Here is a 16,179-nt window from a genome sequence, read left to right as displayed (position 1 = left end):
GTTCCGCTTCGAACGTTCCGCCGGGCTTCACGGAATGTGCCGATGGGGTCGGGCGTGGCGGACGACCTGGGTCAGGACGTGGCGCTGCGCCAACCGCCACGGGGTCCGGCCTTCGACGACATCTCCGACGTTGGCGGGCGGGTCGTGATGTCGCCGGGTTATGCCGACAGCGCGCCGCAGTATGGAAATACCTTCGGACAGAGGCCCGGCATGCCGCGCTCGCGCCCCCTCTCCGTTCGTCGCATCAACATACGGATCCGTGGGGCAGTGGAACGCTACGATGCCACTGTCATCATGTCAATGCTTTAGTGTCATAACATACATGTCTGCGCCTTAGGTCTGCGGGCCTGTCGCGAGGTCACGATCCTTATGTACGTCATTGACATGTAAATACTGCCATGCTTGCCTTGACGTCCGCCCCGCCCCGCTACCAGCACTCATGGATCCGCCACGGCTTGGAGACGCCACGAGCCGAGATGCCCATAAGGAGAGCAAGTCGATGAGCGAACTCGTCCCGAGTCCGGAGCTTCCCGGCAGCCATCATCGAGAGGCGACACACTCAGGCCTGGTCAGCGAAACCGATGTTTACGTAACCATGCGTGACGGCGTTCGGCTGTGCGTCGACGTGTACCGGCCTGAGACCGACGAACCGCTACCGGCCCTGCTGGCGTTCTCCATCTACAACAAGGAGCTCGCCACTCCGGAAGCGACCAGCCTTCCGCCCCAGCCCGCCTGGTCCCCGCTCTGGATGGGGCCGACCGAAGCCGGCGACACCCGCTTTCTCACCTCACGCGGGTACGTCCACGTGGTCGGGATGCCGCGCGGCGTCGGAAAATCCGAGGGTGGCGGCTCGCGTGAGTTCGACTCCTACGATCTGATCGAGTGGATTGCCGCCCAACCCTGGTGCGACGGCAACGTCGGCATGGTCGGTATCTCTGGTTTCGGCGCCGAACAGATGCACGTCGCTCGGCAGAACCCGCCCAGCCTCAAAGCAATCTTTCCCTACGACCCCCGCGGCGCCTACGGAACGCTGGGCGGTTTCCGCGAGGAGCACCCCGGTGGCGTGCTCAGCCTGTTCCGTTACCTGGTCGGGCACTTCGGCGTCTTCCACCAGAACAAGGGCGCGCCCACGCAGCTTCCCCCGGCCCGGGATGCTCTGTGGCGGACGGCGATGGCAAATCCGGACTACCGGATGTACGGCCACATCCTCAACGTGCTGAGCATGAAGGGCCAGCACATGCCGGCCATCTTCGAAAACCTGATCGACCCCTTCGAGGAGCCCGGCACCGTCGAACGCAGCGAGGCGGAGTTCGACACCATCAAGATTCCCGTCTACACCGGCGCCGGCTGGTACGGCTACACCTACAAGACGCACCTGCAAGGCGCCCAGAGCTACTGGCGGCACCTGAAGGGCATCCCGAAGAAGCTCCTGTTCCTCGGACACGCGCACCTTGAGCGTCCCTTCCACGGCCTGCACCACGAGATCGTGCGGTGGTACGACCACTGGCTCAAGGGCATCGATACCGGCATCCTGGACGAACCGCCGGTCAGGTACTGGGTCAGCGGCGCCAACGAATGGCGCACCGGCACCGACTGGCCACTGCCCGAGACCGAGTGGACCAAGCTGTACCTCACCAGCTGGGAACGGTTGCGCAGCCAGGAGTTCACCCCGGGCTCGGCCGACGACCTGATCCCCCCTGACTCGTTCGTTCAGATGCCGCTGACCAACACGCGCGACGTGGCGAAGCTTCGCTTCATGACCGACCCACTCCCCCGCGACGTGCTGATCGTCGGCCCGTCAAAGCTCAAGCTGTGGGCGGCGATCGATCAGGAAGACACCAACTGGATCATCGTCCTCAAGGACGTGGGGCCGGACCCGTCGGTGCGCACGGCTCGAGAGGGCGAGTTCGACATTCCCCAGGGCATGCCCGAGCGGGAGCTGACCCGCGGGTGGCTGAAGGCGACGAACCGGGCGCTGGACGCCGAGCGGAGCACGCCCTGGAAGCCGTTTCACAAGCTCACTCGGGACGCGGCCCAGCCGGTGGTCCCCGGTGAGGTCGTCGAGTACGACATCGAGATCCTCGCGACCGCGAACCTCTTCCGAGCCGGTCACCGCATCTGTGTCGAAATCACAAGCATGGACCGCCCGACCGGGGTCGCGGGTGCCACAGATGTGGAGTACGTGCCGTATCACATCTGCAGTTCGAAGACGACCTTGCACCACGTCTTCCACAACACCCAGTACCCCTCCCACCTGCTCTTGCCGGTCATCCCCACGGTGCCCGGCCCTCAGGAGTCCAGCTCGGCTCCGGCCTGAGCCCAGCAGCGGCAGACCCCGGGAACCGAAGACATGAGCCGGCCTACGAGGTGCTCCTGAGCCGCGATGCCTGCTCGCGCAAGCGAGATGCCGCTGAGCAATACGGTGCAGGGGGCCCGCGCCAGCACCGCCAGACCCCTCCCAGGGCATCCCGTCAAACCCATCACAACACCGATCATCCCGAACAGGAGAGCTCATGGCAGAGAATCTCGTCGCCTCTCTGGACCTCACGCCGGCCTCGACCACCCGCAAGATCAGGCGGGTCGTGACCGGGACCAACGGCGCAGGAGAGTCTGTGGTGGTGATCGACGGCATCAGTCCGCACACCAGTTGCCAGGCCGGCAGCGACCAGTTCGTCGTCACCCAACTCTGGCGCACGACCGAGACTCCGGCCGACAACAGCCAGCCGGCGGTCGACCTTCCGTCCGAACCCCTGCCGGTAACACCCCCGCAGCACGGTTCGGTGTTCCGTACCGTGGAGTTCCCGCCTGACTCCCTCTGGCGCGCGCCGGGCCCCGAGGGGGAGGAAATGGCTCGCCGGCAGATCCATGCCACGGACTCCATCGACTACTGCATCGTTCTCAGCGGCGAGATCTGGGCGGTGCTCGACGCCCAGGAGACGAAGCTGTCCGCCGGTGACGTTCTCGTCCAACGAGGAACCAACCACGCGTGGTCCAACCGCTCCAACGAGCCATGCCTCGTCGCGTTCGTGCTGATCGGCGGCAACGCCGTCGGATGACCGCGTTCGCACACCTGGGTCTTGCCCGTCCGCCGAACCATGTGCCGAAGACCGAAAACGACCGGCCAAGACTGTGCGTCAAGTGCGACCCCTCCAGTGCACAAGGAACCAGCGGCGACCTCGCCAGTCGCCTGATGCGGGGTAGCGGATGCAGCCGACCCTGAACCCGCCTGCCTATCTTGCTCAGGCGGGGTCAGGCTCGTGTAACCCGTGCGGATGCCGCATCCATTGCCGGCTCTACGTCGTCCCCGTACCGTCGCTCGTACTCGTCGAGAGCCCTGAGGGCGCGTTGAGCCCAAGCGATCTCGAGCTCGGCCCGCTCGACATCGCCGTCGTAGGCGAACTCCCGAAGAAGGATGGTCAGCTCCTGGCGCTCACCTACGTCGACCACCTGTACCTTCGTTGAGTCGGACCCCGCACACAAAGAGCTTCACAGGCCTCTGACTGATCGGCGCGGGAGGCAGACGGGCGACGATCCCGGGAAGCTCAGGACGAGGTTTCGGGGACGAGGTCAAGCAGGCACTGCCGGAGCCAGCGGTGCCCAGAGTCCTGTTCGGTGCGTTTCGTCCAAGCCATGATCTGTGTGATCGGCTGCATTTGGGGCGGCGGCGGCTCGAGGAGGCGGATGCCGGCCGGTTCGGCGACCTGTCGCCCCAAAGACTCGACCACGAGTGTGATGAGACGGGTTCCCTTGAGGAGGAAGGGCGCCAGCAAGGATCCGGCAGTCATCGTCACGTTGTACGGGATGCCCAGGAAGTCGAGCTGACTCTCGGCCAGCGACCGAACGTTCGCCGAGGAGGTAGCAAGATAGGGCAGCGCACTGAACTGCTCCCGAGTGATGCTGTCGGCGACGTCTGGGTGATCACGATCGACCGCGAGCACGAGCCTGTCTGTGAACAACACCTGAGTCAGGAAGTCACGGCTTTGGTGCTGAAGGACTTCTCGCGGGATCAGCAAGAGGTCGACGCTCTCGCGGCGAAGCTGATCCGCGGGATCGTCACTGGTCGGGCGCAAGAGCAACCGAGCCCCCGGTGCCTCGTGAGCGAGCCGACTGACGAGCGGCCGCAGGAAAGTCACGGTGACGTAGTCGTCGGCCATGATGGTGAAGGTCCGCTTGGCCGTTCCGGGGTTGAAGGTCTCGCGCAACGAGAGCACGTCGTTGATCTCGACGAGGATGTCGCGTACGCGGGGCGCGAGCACTTCCGCGAACGGCGTCGGCACCAGGCCGCGACCATCCCGCACCATCACCGGGTCGTTCAGGGCCTTCCGGAGTCGCGCGAGTGTTGAACTCATCGCCGATTGCCCGATCGAGAGTCGCTCAGCGGCGCGGGTCACACTGCGTTCAGTCATCAGCGTGTCGAACGCCACCAGCAGGTTGAGGTCGATGCGGCGCAGGTCCATGCCGGGACGATACATCACTGACATCAATCCCAACTATCGGTGGAGATTGATTGTGAATGTTCAAATAGTGACATATCTTTCTGGACATGGTTGCGGCGCCCGGGACAGGCGACGTCCAGACTCGGGCGCGCTGGATTCAAAGGAGAATCACGTGGTCAAACCGCTCATCACTCATTTGCGGCATGTGGGGATCGCGATGCCCGATCTCGACCGCCAGCTCGCCTTCTACCGGGATACGTGGGGCTTGACCCACGTCGAGTCCGACACCGGTGTGCACTTCCTCGCCGCCGAGGGCTCTCCTGAGAATTACATCGTGCGACTGCGCAAGGACGACCAGAAGCGCATGGATCTGGTCGCGTTCGGTGCGGCGAACGCGGCCGACGTGGACACGCTCTGCAACCAGCTTCGTGCGGACGGCGTCCAGATCATCCACGAGCCGACGCATGTGGACACTCCCGGCGGGGGCTACGGCTTCCGGTTCTTCGACTGCGACGGCCGGGTCGTCGAGGTGTCCTCCGACGTCGCCACGCGGGAGTTCCGCAGCATCGAGGAGCGTGAGCTGGTTCCGGTCCGGCTTTCGCACTTCGTGATCAACTCGAACGATCCCGAAGCCACGGTCGACTGGTACATCAAGCACCTCGGCTTCAAGCTGTCCGACACACTCTGCCTCGGCGCGCGCGGCGGCTTCATGTGGTTCATGCGGTGCAACGACTGGCACCACTCCCTGGCCATCGCACGCGGGCCGCACACGGCGATCAACCACATCTCCTTCGAGCTCCGCGGCCTTGACGAGTTCATGCGGGGCACCGGGCGCCTGCTGCGTCAGGGCACCCAGATGATCTGGGGGCCCGGCCGCCACAAAGCGGGGGACAACACCTTTTCCTACTTCTTCGACCGAGCGGGCAACTGCGTCGAGATCACCACCGAGCTCGAGGAGGTCGACTGGGACAAGTGGCACCCCTCCGTCTACGACATCACCACCAATGCCGACTACAGCGATCAGTGGGGCACGGCGAACCCGATGAACGAGTTCGTCTCCAAGCAGCAGTTCAACGATCCGGACCGTGGCGTCTTTGTCGCGCCCCCGCTCTGACGACGAGATGGGCGATGACGTCCTGTGAGTACAAGACGCGGACGTTCGCTGCGCCCAGCGACGTTCTGCTTCGACGAGTTCGAGAAGAGCACGCAGAACGAGCTCATCCCGGTCGGGATCGTCAACAGCGATGCCCGGTCGGGCGATCGTGGCCGGCCAAGGCCCGTTCAACCGACACGTGATCAAGGCGCCGGAGGTCTGAAATGTTCCGCTACTTTCCCACCAATTACGTGTGGAGCCTGTCGGTCAGCATCGCCATGAACTGTGGCGGTCAGATCGGCGAGGTCGACCAGATCAGCGCGCCCCTGGCCGACATCGCCAAAGAGGGAGACGACGCCGGCACCGAGAAGCTCTTCTGGTCCTGGGTGAACTTCGCCGACTCCCTCGCAGAACGCGCTGAGAAGGAAGTCGCCGCACAGCACCCGCTTTCCGCCGGCCCGCTCTACCACCGCGCCTCGGTCTACTACTTCGTCGCGGAGCGGATGCAGAGCCGTGACTTCGGCCCCCGCAAGGAGGCGTACCGGAAATCCGTTGAGGCGATGAAGGCAGCGATCGAGCACAACCGGTACCGGGCCGAGTACGTCGAGATTCCCTACGAGGACGCCTCCTTCCCCGCGATCTTCACCTGGCCCGAAGGGAATCCCCCCGAGGGTGGCTGGCCGGTGATGGTCTACTGCAACGGCCTGGACTCCATGAAGGAGTTGCTCTTCACCAGCGGCCTGCCGACCGAGTTGTCACGCCGTGGGGTGGCGACGCTCTGTGTTGATCAGCCGGGTACGGGAGCCGCGCTCCGCGAGCGCGACATGCACGCCATCCACGACTCGGAGCGGTGGGCGGGAGCCGCGATCGACTACCTGGAGACCCGGCCCGACGTGAACGCGGAGCGCATCGGCATGAGCGGTGTCTCGCTCGGCGGTTACTACGCACCGCGTGCGACCGCCTTCGAGAAGCGTTTCAAGCTCTGTGCGGTCTGGGGCGCCAACTACAACTGGGGCGAACTGCAGAAACGTCGTCTCCAGCGTGAGGGCGAGAACCCCGTGCCGCACTACTGGGACCACGTCCAGTGGGTGTTCGGCAAGGAGAGCCTGGACGAGTTCATGGCCTTCGCCCCGAGCATGACCCTGGAGGGCGTGGTCGAGGAGATCACGGTCCCCTTCCTGGTCACCCATGGCGAGGACGACCGACAGATCCCGATGGAGTTCGCGACACCGGAGTACGAGAACGCCGTGAACAGTCCCGACCGCCACTGGAAGTTGTTCAGCACGGTCGAGGGCGGCTCATCGCACGCCGGCTCTGACAACGAGTCCGTTCCGGCGAACTACATCGCCGACTGGGTCAGCGACCGCCTTTGATTCGGCATGCCCGAGCACTGACGTGAGCACCAGCACCCACCGAGTGGCCGTCGTGACGGCGCTGCCAAGGGCATCGGAGAGCCGAGACATGGTCCATGCCCAGTCCGCGGACGCGGCTCGCCACCTCCTTCGGCCGTATCCGCCGCTAGAAAGAGAGTCTGAGATCCCCTGACATGAATGCCAAGACAACCGGGACGACACGAGCCGAGGAAGCAAAGGTGGGCAAGCGGGTCGCCATCATCGGGGCGGGGCCCGGTGGCCTCTCCGCTGCAATCGCCTTCCAGCAGGCAGGTTTCCATGTGCGGGTCTTCGAGCGCCACTCCAAGGTCAAGGGCCTGGGCGGAGCGATCATCCTCAATGCCATCGCCCTCAACATCATGCGCTCCTACGGCGCCGACATAAGCGACACCTTCACCGGCCACAACCAGAAGTTCCGGAGCCACGACGGGCGCTACAAGCGTGTCGTCTTCCCCGAGGACCACGATCTGCTCAGGCAGGCCGGGGCGACCGGGTGGGCCTCCGGGATGATCCGGTCGGAGCTCTACGACAGGCTCGTCGGAGCGGTCAAGGAGGGGTCGATCGTCCCGAACCACGAGCTCGCCGTATTCGAGGACCGTGGCAAGGACGTGCTGCTTCACTTCGCCAACGGGCAGGACTATGTCGCGGACATTCTCATCGGCGCCGACGGCATCGACTCGTTGGTCCGGCAGAAGTTGTTCGGAGAGGGGCCCGCCAAGCACCTCGGCATCGCGGTCTGGCTCGGCTGGACCGACGGCGCCGAGATCGACCGCCACATGCAGTACATGCGCCACTCGGACAAGCACCAGTTCGGGTATGCGCCCCTCAAGTTCCAGGGGGCGGACTGTGTCGAGTGGTGGTTCGTCGAGCCCTGCACCGAGACACAGCCCATGCCGGACGATGTCCGCTCCTACATCGGTGAGCGCATCGCCGACTTCGAGAGTCCCGTCGACAAGATCTTCGCAGCGACCGAGCTCGACGAAGCCCACATCTTCCGCTGGGTGGTCAAGTGGCGAGACCCGTTGAAGACGTGGACCCGCGGCCGAGTGACCTTGCTGGGTGATGCCGGCCACCCCACCTCGCCTTACGCCAGTTACGGAGCGGGCATGGCGCTCGAGGACGGCTTCTTCCTCGGCAGGTACTTCAACGGCGTCGACCTCTCCGACTCCGCGCGGGTCGCCGACGCGTTTGCGAAGTACGAGGACCAGCGCCTGAAGTACACCAACAAGGTCACTGCCAACGCGCGCCGGACCGGTTGGATCTTCCACAATGCCCCTTGGCTCGTGCGCCGAATCCGTGACTTCCTGCTCAATCACACGCCGATTCCCAACAAGGTGATCGGGGACCAGTACACCAAGGAGGGCTACGCCCTCTGGCATGCCCTCATCCAGACCGGAGCGATCTCCGCTCACGACTCGCAGCCGACCGGGGAGAAGGCCGAGAACGACCACGTCGCCTGACGGGTCGCCCAGTACGCGGACACCGAGCTCGACAGTGGCGTAGAAGCCGGCTTTGACCTGGGCCGCGGGTACGGGGCGGCGATGGCGACCTGGGGGGCCCTCGCCCGCGCTGTCATCGCAGGCCCGGTGGAAGACCGGGATGCCGCCGTCGCGGTGACGGCCACGGCGTGGATGCCTCAGATCGACCCCGGTCCTTGGGATGACCGTATCTGACGTGTGCTGCCTCACGCTCCGCCGAGGAGTCCAGGCACACCTGCTCGAACTCCTCCGCATCGAAACCCGGCACGGCCCCGCCGGCGAGAGACCTCATACGCCATGCGCGAGGTCACCGGCTGGAGGTCGTATCCACCGTGCTCTCCGCGTCGTCTCCGTAACGTCGCTCGTACTCATCGAGTGCTCGGAGGGCACGTTGAGCCCAGGCGATCTCCAGCTCGGCGCGTTCGACATCGCCGTCGTAGGCGAACTCCCGAAGGAGGATGGTGAGCTCTCTTTGACGTGGTGACTTGCCTTGCAACCGCTTCTGCACCCGCTCGTGCTCACCCTCGGTGATGGCCTCCCGAACCGGTCGCACGCGGTCGCGGCGCTGTATAAAGTGGTCGCGGTGCGCCCTCAAGTGGCGTCTGATCGCATCCACGGAGGCCAGGTCGGAGAAAATCAGCTGTAGCCGTTCGGGGTCACGGTTGGGACGGTAGTGGGGTCGGTCCGTGACCCATGAAAGGAGTTCATCGAGTCCCTTCTCGGTGATCGAGTAGACCCGCTTCTCCAACTTCTCCCCCACTGTGGTGAGCGATCCGTCAATCAGGCCGGCCTCCTCCAGGCGCTTGAGCTCTGGATAGATCTGGCTGTGTGAGGCCGACCAGAACCAGCCCAGCCCCAAGCTGAATTGGCGGGCGAGATCGTACCCGGACGAGGGTGCCGAGGTGAGGGACCCGAGGATCGCAAATCGAAGAGACACATGTACAAGGTTACACATGTCATCCTTGCACCGATCGCCATGCAGGTGTGCTCTCGACCTGAAGATTTCCCGTGACGTCGGACAATCAATGCTTACGCCGCGAGGGTGTCCTTGCTCGTGTCGTTGCCGGACCTCCAGCGGGATGAGGAAGCCCCAGACCGGATACTTCCGTAGCCGGCGTCAGTTGTAGAGATCCTCGGAAGGCGAAGATCTCCGCTCGGGCACTCGCCCGGCCCGTCCAGCAGCGGGTGCCAATCTCTTCTGCAGCAGGGCGAAGATACGACTCTTCGCCACCTTGAAGAACGAGCTGATCGGCACCCAGCCCCGGCCGGGCAGGTCCGCCGCCCACGCCGCGATCTTTAAGGGGATCGAGAGCTGGTACAACTTGCACCGACTGCACAGCAGCCTCGGTTACCGCAGTCCCGCCGACTACGAGGCCGCACTGGCAGTCTGACCACCACACCAATGGTGTCCGTCAAAGCGGAACAAGCTCACTGCTGTGCGAGGCTGTCGACGCATCGTGCCTGTGCCCAGCCCACACGGCTCGAACTGTTCTCGTGGGGGGACCAGTTTTGGGTGGTGCACACCGTTTGTCGGAGAGATCCGTTTCGCCGAGGCGCTGGGCCGCCCGGCCGTTCGCAAGGGCGGCCACCGTCGTCACCGCCGTGCTGGCGGTTCTGGCACCGGTGTAGGCGGCGAGGCCGGACACATGGGCGGGTTCGGTGGCGGTACGTCCCTCACCTCCGAACAGCGCAAGGCCCTCGATTACGCCGTCGAGCATTCCCGCAAAGCCCGGATCAAGTGCTCTCCCTCGCCGCCGACGCCGTCAGTGCCGTCGCGCCCCACAGCCAGGGGCACCGCATCGCGCTGGAGCTGCTGGACTCGGCCGTGGCGACCGGCACCCGCTGCGGCAGGTGGTCATCAATCTGCTGACGAACACGGTCACGCACACCCCGCCCAGAACGTCCGTGCGGGTGCGTGTGTGCGCCACGCGTGCGAGTGCCGGCGCCGGCGGACGGAACCGGTCCGGCCGTAGCGGTTCCGGGGCGCCTCTGCCGCAGGAGCGCGGATCTGCGTGCTCGAAGTGGCCAGCGACGGCCGGGGATCGACCCGGCGGTGACCGACCGGGTCTTCGAACGCTTCTACCGGGTGGACCCGTCCCGCTCCCGCGGCCAGGGCGGCTCCGGCCTCGGCCTGGCGATCGCGAGCACGATCGCCTGTCTTTGTGACCAGATACCGGCGCGGAGTGTTCAACAACGCAATACTGACGCGCTGCGAAGAGATCATGCGCAAGGTGTGTGAGGACTTCGAAGCGGAGCTGAAGGAGTTCAACGGCGAGCGCGATCACGTCCACCTCCTGGTGCACTACCCGCCCAAGGTCGCCGTCTCCAAGCTGGTCAACAGCCTCAAAGGCGTCTCCGCCCGCCGGATACGGCAGGAGTTCACCGGCCGGATCAACCGCGCCATCATGCACGGCCACCTGTGGTCGCCCTCCTACTTCTCCGCCTCCTGCGGCGGAGCACCACTGGCGATCGTCCGCCAGTACATCGAGCAGCAAAAACGCCCGCTCTAACGTGCACGTCAGAGCAGTCTTGAGATGCATTCATCCCCGGCGTGAACGCCAGGGCTTTCTGCAAGATCCCCGGTAAGAGCTGGCCGGTGGCCCGCCCGGCCCCGGCACCCGCCCCTCGACGCCCCTCGGCGCCGGATGACCGGCGGAGTGCAGTCGAGTGCAGCCACGTTGCGGTCAGCCGTCCCCCGCGATCCATTGGGGTGTCGTTGTCACGGCGCCGGCGCGACGAGCACTTCGACAGTGGCCAAGCCCAGGCCGCCGCCACGGTGACCAGGAGAAGGTCCGTCTTCGCGTTCCTCGTACGCTGTCATACGTGCTCCAGAGTCCGGGTTGTGGGATCGGAGCCGGTGTCCGCTGCGGCCGGCGGGACCCGGCGGCGGGCGGCCGGAAGGCGCACCGCCCGGCAGATCAGCGGCCAGGCTCCCTGGGGGGCGAAGCGGACGATGAGGATCAGCAGGATGCCTTCGATGACCAGGGACAGCGTCTGCTGGTCCTGGAGCAGGCGGGTCAGCCCGTAGTAGACGACGCCCACGCCGACTACCGGTCCGAGTACCGTGCCCGCGCCGCCGACCACGGACATGAGGACCGCGTTCAGGCTCCAGTTGACACTGGCCACACCGTCCGGGGAGATGACGACGAACTGGAAGGCGATCACCGCTCCGGCCAGGCCGGTGAGTGCGCTGGTGGGCACCAACGCGGCAAGCCGGTGCCGGTAGACGGGGACGCCGAGCCCGGCGGCGGCCGGTTCGTTGTCGCGTACGGCGGCGAGGCGCAGGCCGAAGGCGCTGTGGCGGACGTAGAGGGTGAGGGCCATGGACAGGGCGGCGACGACGACCGCGATCTGGTACAGGTTGCCGCCGCTGGGGATCCTCTCCGTGGGCAGGGTCAGGCCGCTGGCGCCGCCGGCCCAGTTCCAGTTGCTGAGGAGGGCCTGGACGGCGATGGAGATGGCCAGTGTGCCCACGGCGAAGTAGTCGCCGCGCAGGCGCAGGAGCGGTACGGCGAGCAGGAGGGCGAGCAGCATCGCGCCGACGCCCGCGCCGAGCAGGGCCACCGGCCAGGGCAGGTCCGTGTGGACGAGGAGGAGAGCGGTGGTGTAGCCGCCGGTCGCCATGAAGGCGGCGGCGCCGAGGGAGATCTGGCCGCTGAAGCCGGCGAGCACGTTCCAGGCCTGGGCGATCGCGAGATACGTCAGCAGGGTGACGCCCAGGTCCAGTTGCCCGAGGCCGAGCATCGGGGCGAGGGCGAAGGCGATGACCGTGAGCAGGGCGAGGGTGGCCGCGGGCCACAGGCCCGCCGGTTTCCCTCGTGGTATCGGCCGGGTTTTCATCCGGTGGCCGCCTTTCGGAACAGGCCTTGGGGGCGTACGGCGAGGACGAGGAAGAAGGCGAGGTAGACGACGACGTCGCGCATGCCGCCGCCGAACAGTCCCACGCTGACCGACTGCAGGACGCCGAGGGCGATGCCGGCGAGGAAGACGCCGCCGACGCTGCCGATACCCGCCAGTGCCATCACGGCCATTCCGGTCAGCAGCAACGGCATCCCGCTGGTGGGAGTGAAACTCTGGGCGACGCCGGTCAGGACTCCGCCGGCCGCGGCCAGGGCAGCGGCGCCGGCGAAGGTCATGGCGTAGACCGTCGGCACGTTGATGCCGAGCACGGCGGCCGTGGCCGGGTCAGCCGAAGCCGCTCTGACCGCGCTGCCGGCGCGCGTGCGGGTCAGGATCAGGTGGGTGGCAGCGCACAGGAGGCTGGTCAGCGCGAAGGCGATCAGATAGATCGTCTGGATGCGTACGCCGAGGATCGAGATGCCGGAGTCGGCGTAGGGGGCGGAAAGGCTCTTGGGGTGGGTGCCGAAAGCGCCCTGGAAAAGTGCCTGGGCAAGCAGGGACAACCCGAAGGTACCCACCAGCGGTGCGGTGTTGCTCCCCTTGAGGAGCGGTGTGAGCAGGTACCGCTGGAGCGGGTAGGCGATCAGGGCGACGCCCGCCATGGCGAGCGGCAGGGCCAGCAGCGGGTCCCAGCCGGCTCCGGCCACGAGCAGGGAGGCAAGATAGGCGCCGCCGATGACGAGTTCGCCGTGCGCCAGGTTCATCAGACCGAGGACGCCGAAGACCAGGGAGATACCCAGTCCGATCAGGGCGTACAGGCCGCCGGCGAGGATACCGGCGGCCAGGACGTCGAGGCTCACGAGTTTCTCCGTTCGCTCACACTCGCAAGGTGTCGTATCGAGTCCATGCCGGGCCTCAGTTGAGCCCGGACAGCGGGCCGAGCGGCTTCGCGCCCTTGGCAGGCCAGACCTGCTTGATGACGCCGTTGTTCCACTGGCCGATGAAGGTCGGCGTGGCGCTCTTGTTGTCCACGAACTTCACCGGGCCCTGCGCGGAGACGGTGGTGCTCTTGGCCAGTGCCTTGTTGACAGCCTCGTGGTCGGTGCTTCCGGCGGTCTTGATGGCGTCGAGAAGGATGGTCGCCTCGTGCAGGCCGAGGGCGACCGAGCCGAGGTCGGTGAGGTTGGTGTACTTCTTGCCGTACTTGCTGACGATGAGGTCGGTGTCCGGAAGCCCGGCCGAGTTGGACCAGTTCAGCTGGACGAGGGTGCCGTTGCCCAGCTTGCCGAGAGAGCCCCAGCCGGGTGTCTGGGCGCAGTTCAGGCCGATGGCGACCTTCGGCTTGTAGGCGAGCGCCTTCATCTGCTTCCACATGGCGAAGCAGTCCTGTGGGGCCATGGAGGCGATCAGCACCTGCGAGCCCGAGGACTTCCCGGAGTTGATGACGTCGGAGAAGTCCGTGGTGCCGGCGGGCACGGCTTTGGTGGCGGAGATGGTGAAGCCGGCCTTCTTGCCGGCCGTCCCCCACATATTCCCGGCCGAGATGCCCTGGGCGTCGTTGCTGGTGACGATCAACGTCTTCTTGTTGGTCTTCGCTCCGGCGGCGACCGTGTAGAAGCCCTTGGCGCCGTCGGCGAGTGACTGGAAGGAGTCCCAGGTGTAGCCCTTGCCCTTGGGCAGCAGTTCGATGGGCAGGGCGCCCATCACCAGCGGCACCTTCAGCGCGTCGGCCTGGCCCTGCATGTCGATGTTCTGCTGGCAGCACGATCCCAGCAGCCCCACGGCGTGGTCGCTGAGCACCAGGGAACGGACCTGCTGGACCATGGTGTTGGTGTCGCTGCGGTTGTCGAGGATTTTCAGCTCGACCTTGCGCTTCTTCCCGCCCACTTCGAGCCCGCCCTTGGCGTTCACCTGCTGCACCGCCAGGAGGTAGCCGTCGCGGATCTGCTTGTTCACGAAGGCGCCGGACAGCTGGATGCTGGTCCCGATGACGATGGGGCCGTCACCGTTGTCGGAGCCGCCGCTGCTCGTCGAGGCGTTGCCCGCACAGCCCGCCGTGAGGGCGAGGACCGCTGTGGTGCTGATCGCGAGGGTGCGGCGGGAGGTGGGTCTGGTCACGAGGACTCTCCTTCGGTGGTGCTGAGCGGAGTGGGAGTGGGAGGAGAAGAAGTGGACAGGGGAACGGCGTTCGCGGCGTTGTCGTCGGCGGTGCCGAAGTAGGCGGCGTCCAGGGCCTCGTCGCTGAGCAGGCCGGCCGGGTCACCGCTGTAGGAGATGCGGCCGCGGGACAGCACGACCGCGTGGTCGGCGATGCCCAGCGCTCGTTTGACGTTCTGTTCGACCAGTACGATGGCGACGCCCTGGGAGTTGATCTCGTCCAGTGCCCCGTAGAGGGCGTCGATGGCCACGGGCGCGAGGCCGAGTGAGATCTCGTCGCAGATCAGCACCTGTGGGTCGGCCATCAGGGCGCGTCCCACGGCCAGCATCTGCTGCTGGCCGCCGGACATGGTCGTGGCCTGCTGCGTGGCACGCTCGGCCAGCACCGGGAAGATGGCATGGACCCGCTCCATACGGGCCCGCACCTCGTCGTTGCCCAGCGCGAGCGGCGCGCCGAGCATCAGATTCTCGGCAACGGTGAGACCGGGGAAGATGCGGCGGCCTTCCTGGCAGTACGCGATCCCCAGGCGCGCCCGGTCGTGGGTGGGCATACCCGTGATGTCCTTGCCGAAGGCGTGCACCGAACCCGATCTCGCCTCGACAGTGCCCATGATCGTGGCACACAGCGTCGACTTGCCGGCACCGTTGGCACCCAGGACGGTCACGATCTGCCCCGCATCGACGCGCATCGTGAAGTCCCGCAGGGCGACCATGTCGCCGTAGGCCGCACTGACCGTATCCAACGCGAGCACGGCACCGGTGTCGGAGGTAGAGACGGCGGCCGGGGTGCGGGTGGGCGGCGCCTGGGTCTTGTCGCCGTCGCCGAGGTAGACGGCCCGCACCTCCTCGTTGGCGGCGATCTCGGCCGGTGTGCCCTCGGCCAGGGGCCGGCCCCAGTTGAGTACCAGCACGCGGTCGACGAGCTCCCGTACGACCCGCTCGATGTGCTCGACCAGGAGCATGGTGATTCCCCGGTCGTGAACCTGGCGGATCAGGTCGATGGCCTCGTCCAGTTCGCGGCCGACGAGCCCGGCCGCGACCTCGTCGAACATCAGCACCCGGGGACGGGTGGCGAGGGCCCGGGCCACCTCCAGCCGCTTGAGGTCCAGGACCCGCAGCGAGTCGGCCGGACGGGACGCCTTGGTGTCCAGCCGGCACAGAGCGAGGATCTCGTCGATCTCACCGGAATGCAGGTGAGGCCGGCCCGCCATGGCTCCGATGCGCACGTTCTCCTGGACAGTGAGGCCGTGGAAGGGCCGCGGGACCTGATGCGCCAACGCGACACCACCGCGGGTGATGCGGTGCGCCGACATCCGGTCCAGCCGCCGCTCCCCCAGCCAGATCTCTCCCTCGGTGGGGCGGTGCACGCCGGCGATCAGCTTCAGCAGTGTGCTCTTGCCCGCGCCGTTGGGCCCGATGACGGCGACCGCCTCTCCGGACGCCACCGAGAGGCCGACGCCGTCGAGAGCCGTTACGCCGCCGAAACGCTTGGCGAGTCCTCGCACCTGGAGAGGGGCTCCGGGCAAGGCACCCGGCCGGGCTGCGGGCGAAGCCGCGCCTTGAGGTTCTGCCCGTGGTGGGGGCGCCGTACCGGCATCACCGCCCCCTATGTGGGGGGTCGTTTCAGCATCCAGTCTGTTCACGCCGTGACTCCTCACCGCCGCGCCGGGAATGCCCGGTGATGTCACGCGGCGAGTGGTTGACCGTAACTGGCCGGAAGCGTACGGTCCTCCATGTCGAAACGCTAGTCCTACAACATGGGACATTCTGAGACGGCTCATGAC

At 66.3% G+C, this 16,179-nt stretch carries 15 protein-coding genes and 1 pseudogene; 10 read left to right on the top strand and 6 right to left on the bottom strand.

Annotated features, from left to right (window positions below):
- The first annotated feature begins 54 nt into the window (after positions 1–54).
- The 3 genes from OG852_RS47140 (at position 55) to OG852_RS47130 (ending at position 3,056) form a co-directional block, all read left to right on the top strand.
- Positions 55–309 (top strand): hypothetical protein, encoded by a 255-nt coding sequence (locus OG852_RS47140; RefSeq protein ID WP_330351214.1) that lies wholly within the window; start codon positions 55–57, stop codon positions 307–309.
- A 190-nt stretch (positions 310–499) separates the two neighbouring features.
- The gene (locus OG852_RS47135) at positions 500–2,317 is read left to right on the top strand and encodes a CocE/NonD family hydrolase (RefSeq protein WP_330351213.1); all 1,818 of its coding nucleotides are present in this window, start codon (positions 500–502) and stop codon (positions 2,315–2,317) included.
- A gap of 196 nt (positions 2,318–2,513) precedes the next feature.
- Entirely contained in the window at positions 2,514–3,056 is a 543-nt protein-coding gene (locus tag OG852_RS47130; RefSeq protein WP_330351212.1) for a cupin domain-containing protein, read from the top strand.
- Between the two features lie 486 nt (positions 3,057–3,542).
- Here the strand turns inward: OG852_RS47130 and OG852_RS47125 are convergent, their stop codons facing one another.
- Positions 3,543–4,457 carry a LysR family transcriptional regulator gene (locus OG852_RS47125; RefSeq protein ID WP_330351211.1) on the bottom strand — a complete coding sequence of 305 codons (915 nt, stop codon included), beginning with the start codon at positions 4,455–4,457 and terminating at the stop codon, positions 3,543–3,545.
- Between the two features lie 151 nt (positions 4,458–4,608).
- Here OG852_RS47125 and OG852_RS47120 point away from each other — a divergent pair, with 151 nt between their 5' ends.
- From OG852_RS47120 to OG852_RS47110, 3 genes are all read left to right on the top strand, one after another.
- Positions 4,609–5,550: a VOC family protein gene (locus tag OG852_RS47120; protein ID WP_330351210.1), complete on the top strand. Its 942-nt coding sequence runs from the start codon at positions 4,609–4,611 to the stop codon at positions 5,548–5,550.
- A gap of 203 nt (positions 5,551–5,753) precedes the next feature.
- A complete protein-coding gene (locus OG852_RS47115) occupies positions 5,754–6,902 on the top strand; it encodes an alpha/beta hydrolase family protein (RefSeq protein WP_330351209.1) in 1,149 nt (382 codons plus the stop codon).
- 173 nt (positions 6,903–7,075) lie between these two features.
- Positions 7,076–8,380, top strand: a complete 1,305-nt coding sequence (locus OG852_RS47110) for an FAD-dependent oxidoreductase (protein WP_330351208.1) — start codon at positions 7,076–7,078, stop codon at positions 8,378–8,380.
- A gap of 325 nt (positions 8,381–8,705) precedes the next feature.
- Here the strand turns inward: OG852_RS47110 and OG852_RS47105 are convergent, their stop codons facing one another.
- Entirely contained in the window at positions 8,706–9,335 is a 630-nt protein-coding gene (locus OG852_RS47105; RefSeq protein ID WP_330351207.1) for a PadR family transcriptional regulator, read from the bottom strand.
- A gap of 295 nt (positions 9,336–9,630) precedes the next feature.
- Here OG852_RS47105 and OG852_RS47100 point away from each other — a divergent pair, with 295 nt between their 5' ends.
- From OG852_RS47100 to tnpA, 4 genes and pseudogenes are all read left to right on the top strand, one after another.
- Positions 9,631–9,789, top strand: a complete 159-nt coding sequence (locus OG852_RS47100; protein ID WP_443064633.1) for a hypothetical protein — start codon at positions 9,631–9,633, stop codon at positions 9,787–9,789.
- Between the two features lie 347 nt (positions 9,790–10,136).
- Positions 10,137–10,268, top strand: coding sequence for a hypothetical protein (locus tag OG852_RS47095; RefSeq protein WP_330351206.1), 132 nt, complete (start codon positions 10,137–10,139; stop codon positions 10,266–10,268).
- Between the two features lie 45 nt (positions 10,269–10,313).
- Positions 10,314–10,637 carry an ATP-binding protein gene (locus OG852_RS47090; protein ID WP_330351205.1) on the top strand — a complete coding sequence of 108 codons (324 nt, stop codon included), beginning with the start codon at positions 10,314–10,316 and terminating at the stop codon, positions 10,635–10,637.
- A pseudogene (tnpA, locus tag OG852_RS47085) lies at positions 10,555–10,908 on the top strand (IS200/IS605 family transposase); the annotation flags it as partial. The gene OG852_RS47090 and the pseudogene tnpA, both read left to right, overlap by 83 nt.
- A 307-nt stretch (positions 10,909–11,215) precedes the next feature.
- Here the strand turns inward: tnpA and OG852_RS47080 are convergent.
- From OG852_RS47080 to OG852_RS47065, 4 genes are read right to left on the bottom strand one after another with little or no spacing between them, the layout of a single operon-like run.
- Positions 11,216–12,238 (bottom strand): branched-chain amino acid ABC transporter permease, encoded by a 1,023-nt coding sequence (locus OG852_RS47080; protein WP_330351203.1) that lies wholly within the window; start codon positions 12,236–12,238, stop codon positions 11,216–11,218.
- Positions 12,235–13,098, bottom strand: coding sequence for a branched-chain amino acid ABC transporter permease (locus OG852_RS47075; protein WP_330351202.1), 864 nt, complete (start codon positions 13,096–13,098; stop codon positions 12,235–12,237). The genes OG852_RS47080 and OG852_RS47075 overlap by 4 nt, the downstream gene beginning before the upstream one ends.
- A gap of 55 nt (positions 13,099–13,153) precedes the next feature.
- Complete coding sequence (locus OG852_RS47070; protein WP_330351201.1) at positions 13,154–14,356, bottom strand: ABC transporter substrate-binding protein; 1,203 nt, start codon at positions 14,354–14,356, stop codon at positions 13,154–13,156.
- Positions 14,353–15,900, bottom strand: a complete 1,548-nt coding sequence (locus tag OG852_RS47065; RefSeq protein ID WP_330351200.1) for an ATP-binding cassette domain-containing protein — start codon at positions 15,898–15,900, stop codon at positions 14,353–14,355. The genes OG852_RS47070 and OG852_RS47065 overlap by 4 nt, the downstream gene beginning before the upstream one ends.
- Positions 15,901–16,179 lie beyond the last annotated feature (279 nt).

This window comes from Streptomyces sp. NBC_00582 (genome assembly GCF_036345155.1).
Taxonomy (GTDB): domain Bacteria; phylum Actinomycetota; class Actinomycetes; order Streptomycetales; family Streptomycetaceae; genus Streptomyces.
This window is presented reverse-complemented; position numbering and strand designations above follow the sequence as displayed.

What these genes read in the sequence shown, in the direction of transcription:
- OG852_RS47135 (WP_330351213.1), top strand. Translation starts at nt 500, where the DNA reads ATGAGCGAACTCGTCCCGAGTCCGGAGCTTCCCGGCAGCCATCATCGA.
- OG852_RS47130 (WP_330351212.1), top strand. Translation starts at nt 2,514, where the DNA reads ATGGCAGAGAATCTCGTCGCCTCTCTGGACCTCACGCCGGCCTCGACC.
- OG852_RS47125 (WP_330351211.1), bottom strand. Translation starts at nt 4,457, where the DNA reads ATGGACCTGCGCCGCATCGACCTCAACCTGCTGGTGGCGTTCGACACG.
- OG852_RS47115 (WP_330351209.1), top strand. Translation starts at nt 5,754, where the DNA reads ATGTTCCGCTACTTTCCCACCAATTACGTGTGGAGCCTGTCGGTCAGC.
- OG852_RS47110 (WP_330351208.1), top strand. Translation starts at nt 7,076, where the DNA reads ATGAATGCCAAGACAACCGGGACGACACGAGCCGAGGAAGCAAAGGTG.
- OG852_RS47080 (WP_330351203.1), bottom strand. Translation starts at nt 12,238, where the DNA reads ATGAAAACCCGGCCGATACCACGAGGGAAACCGGCGGGCCTGTGGCCC.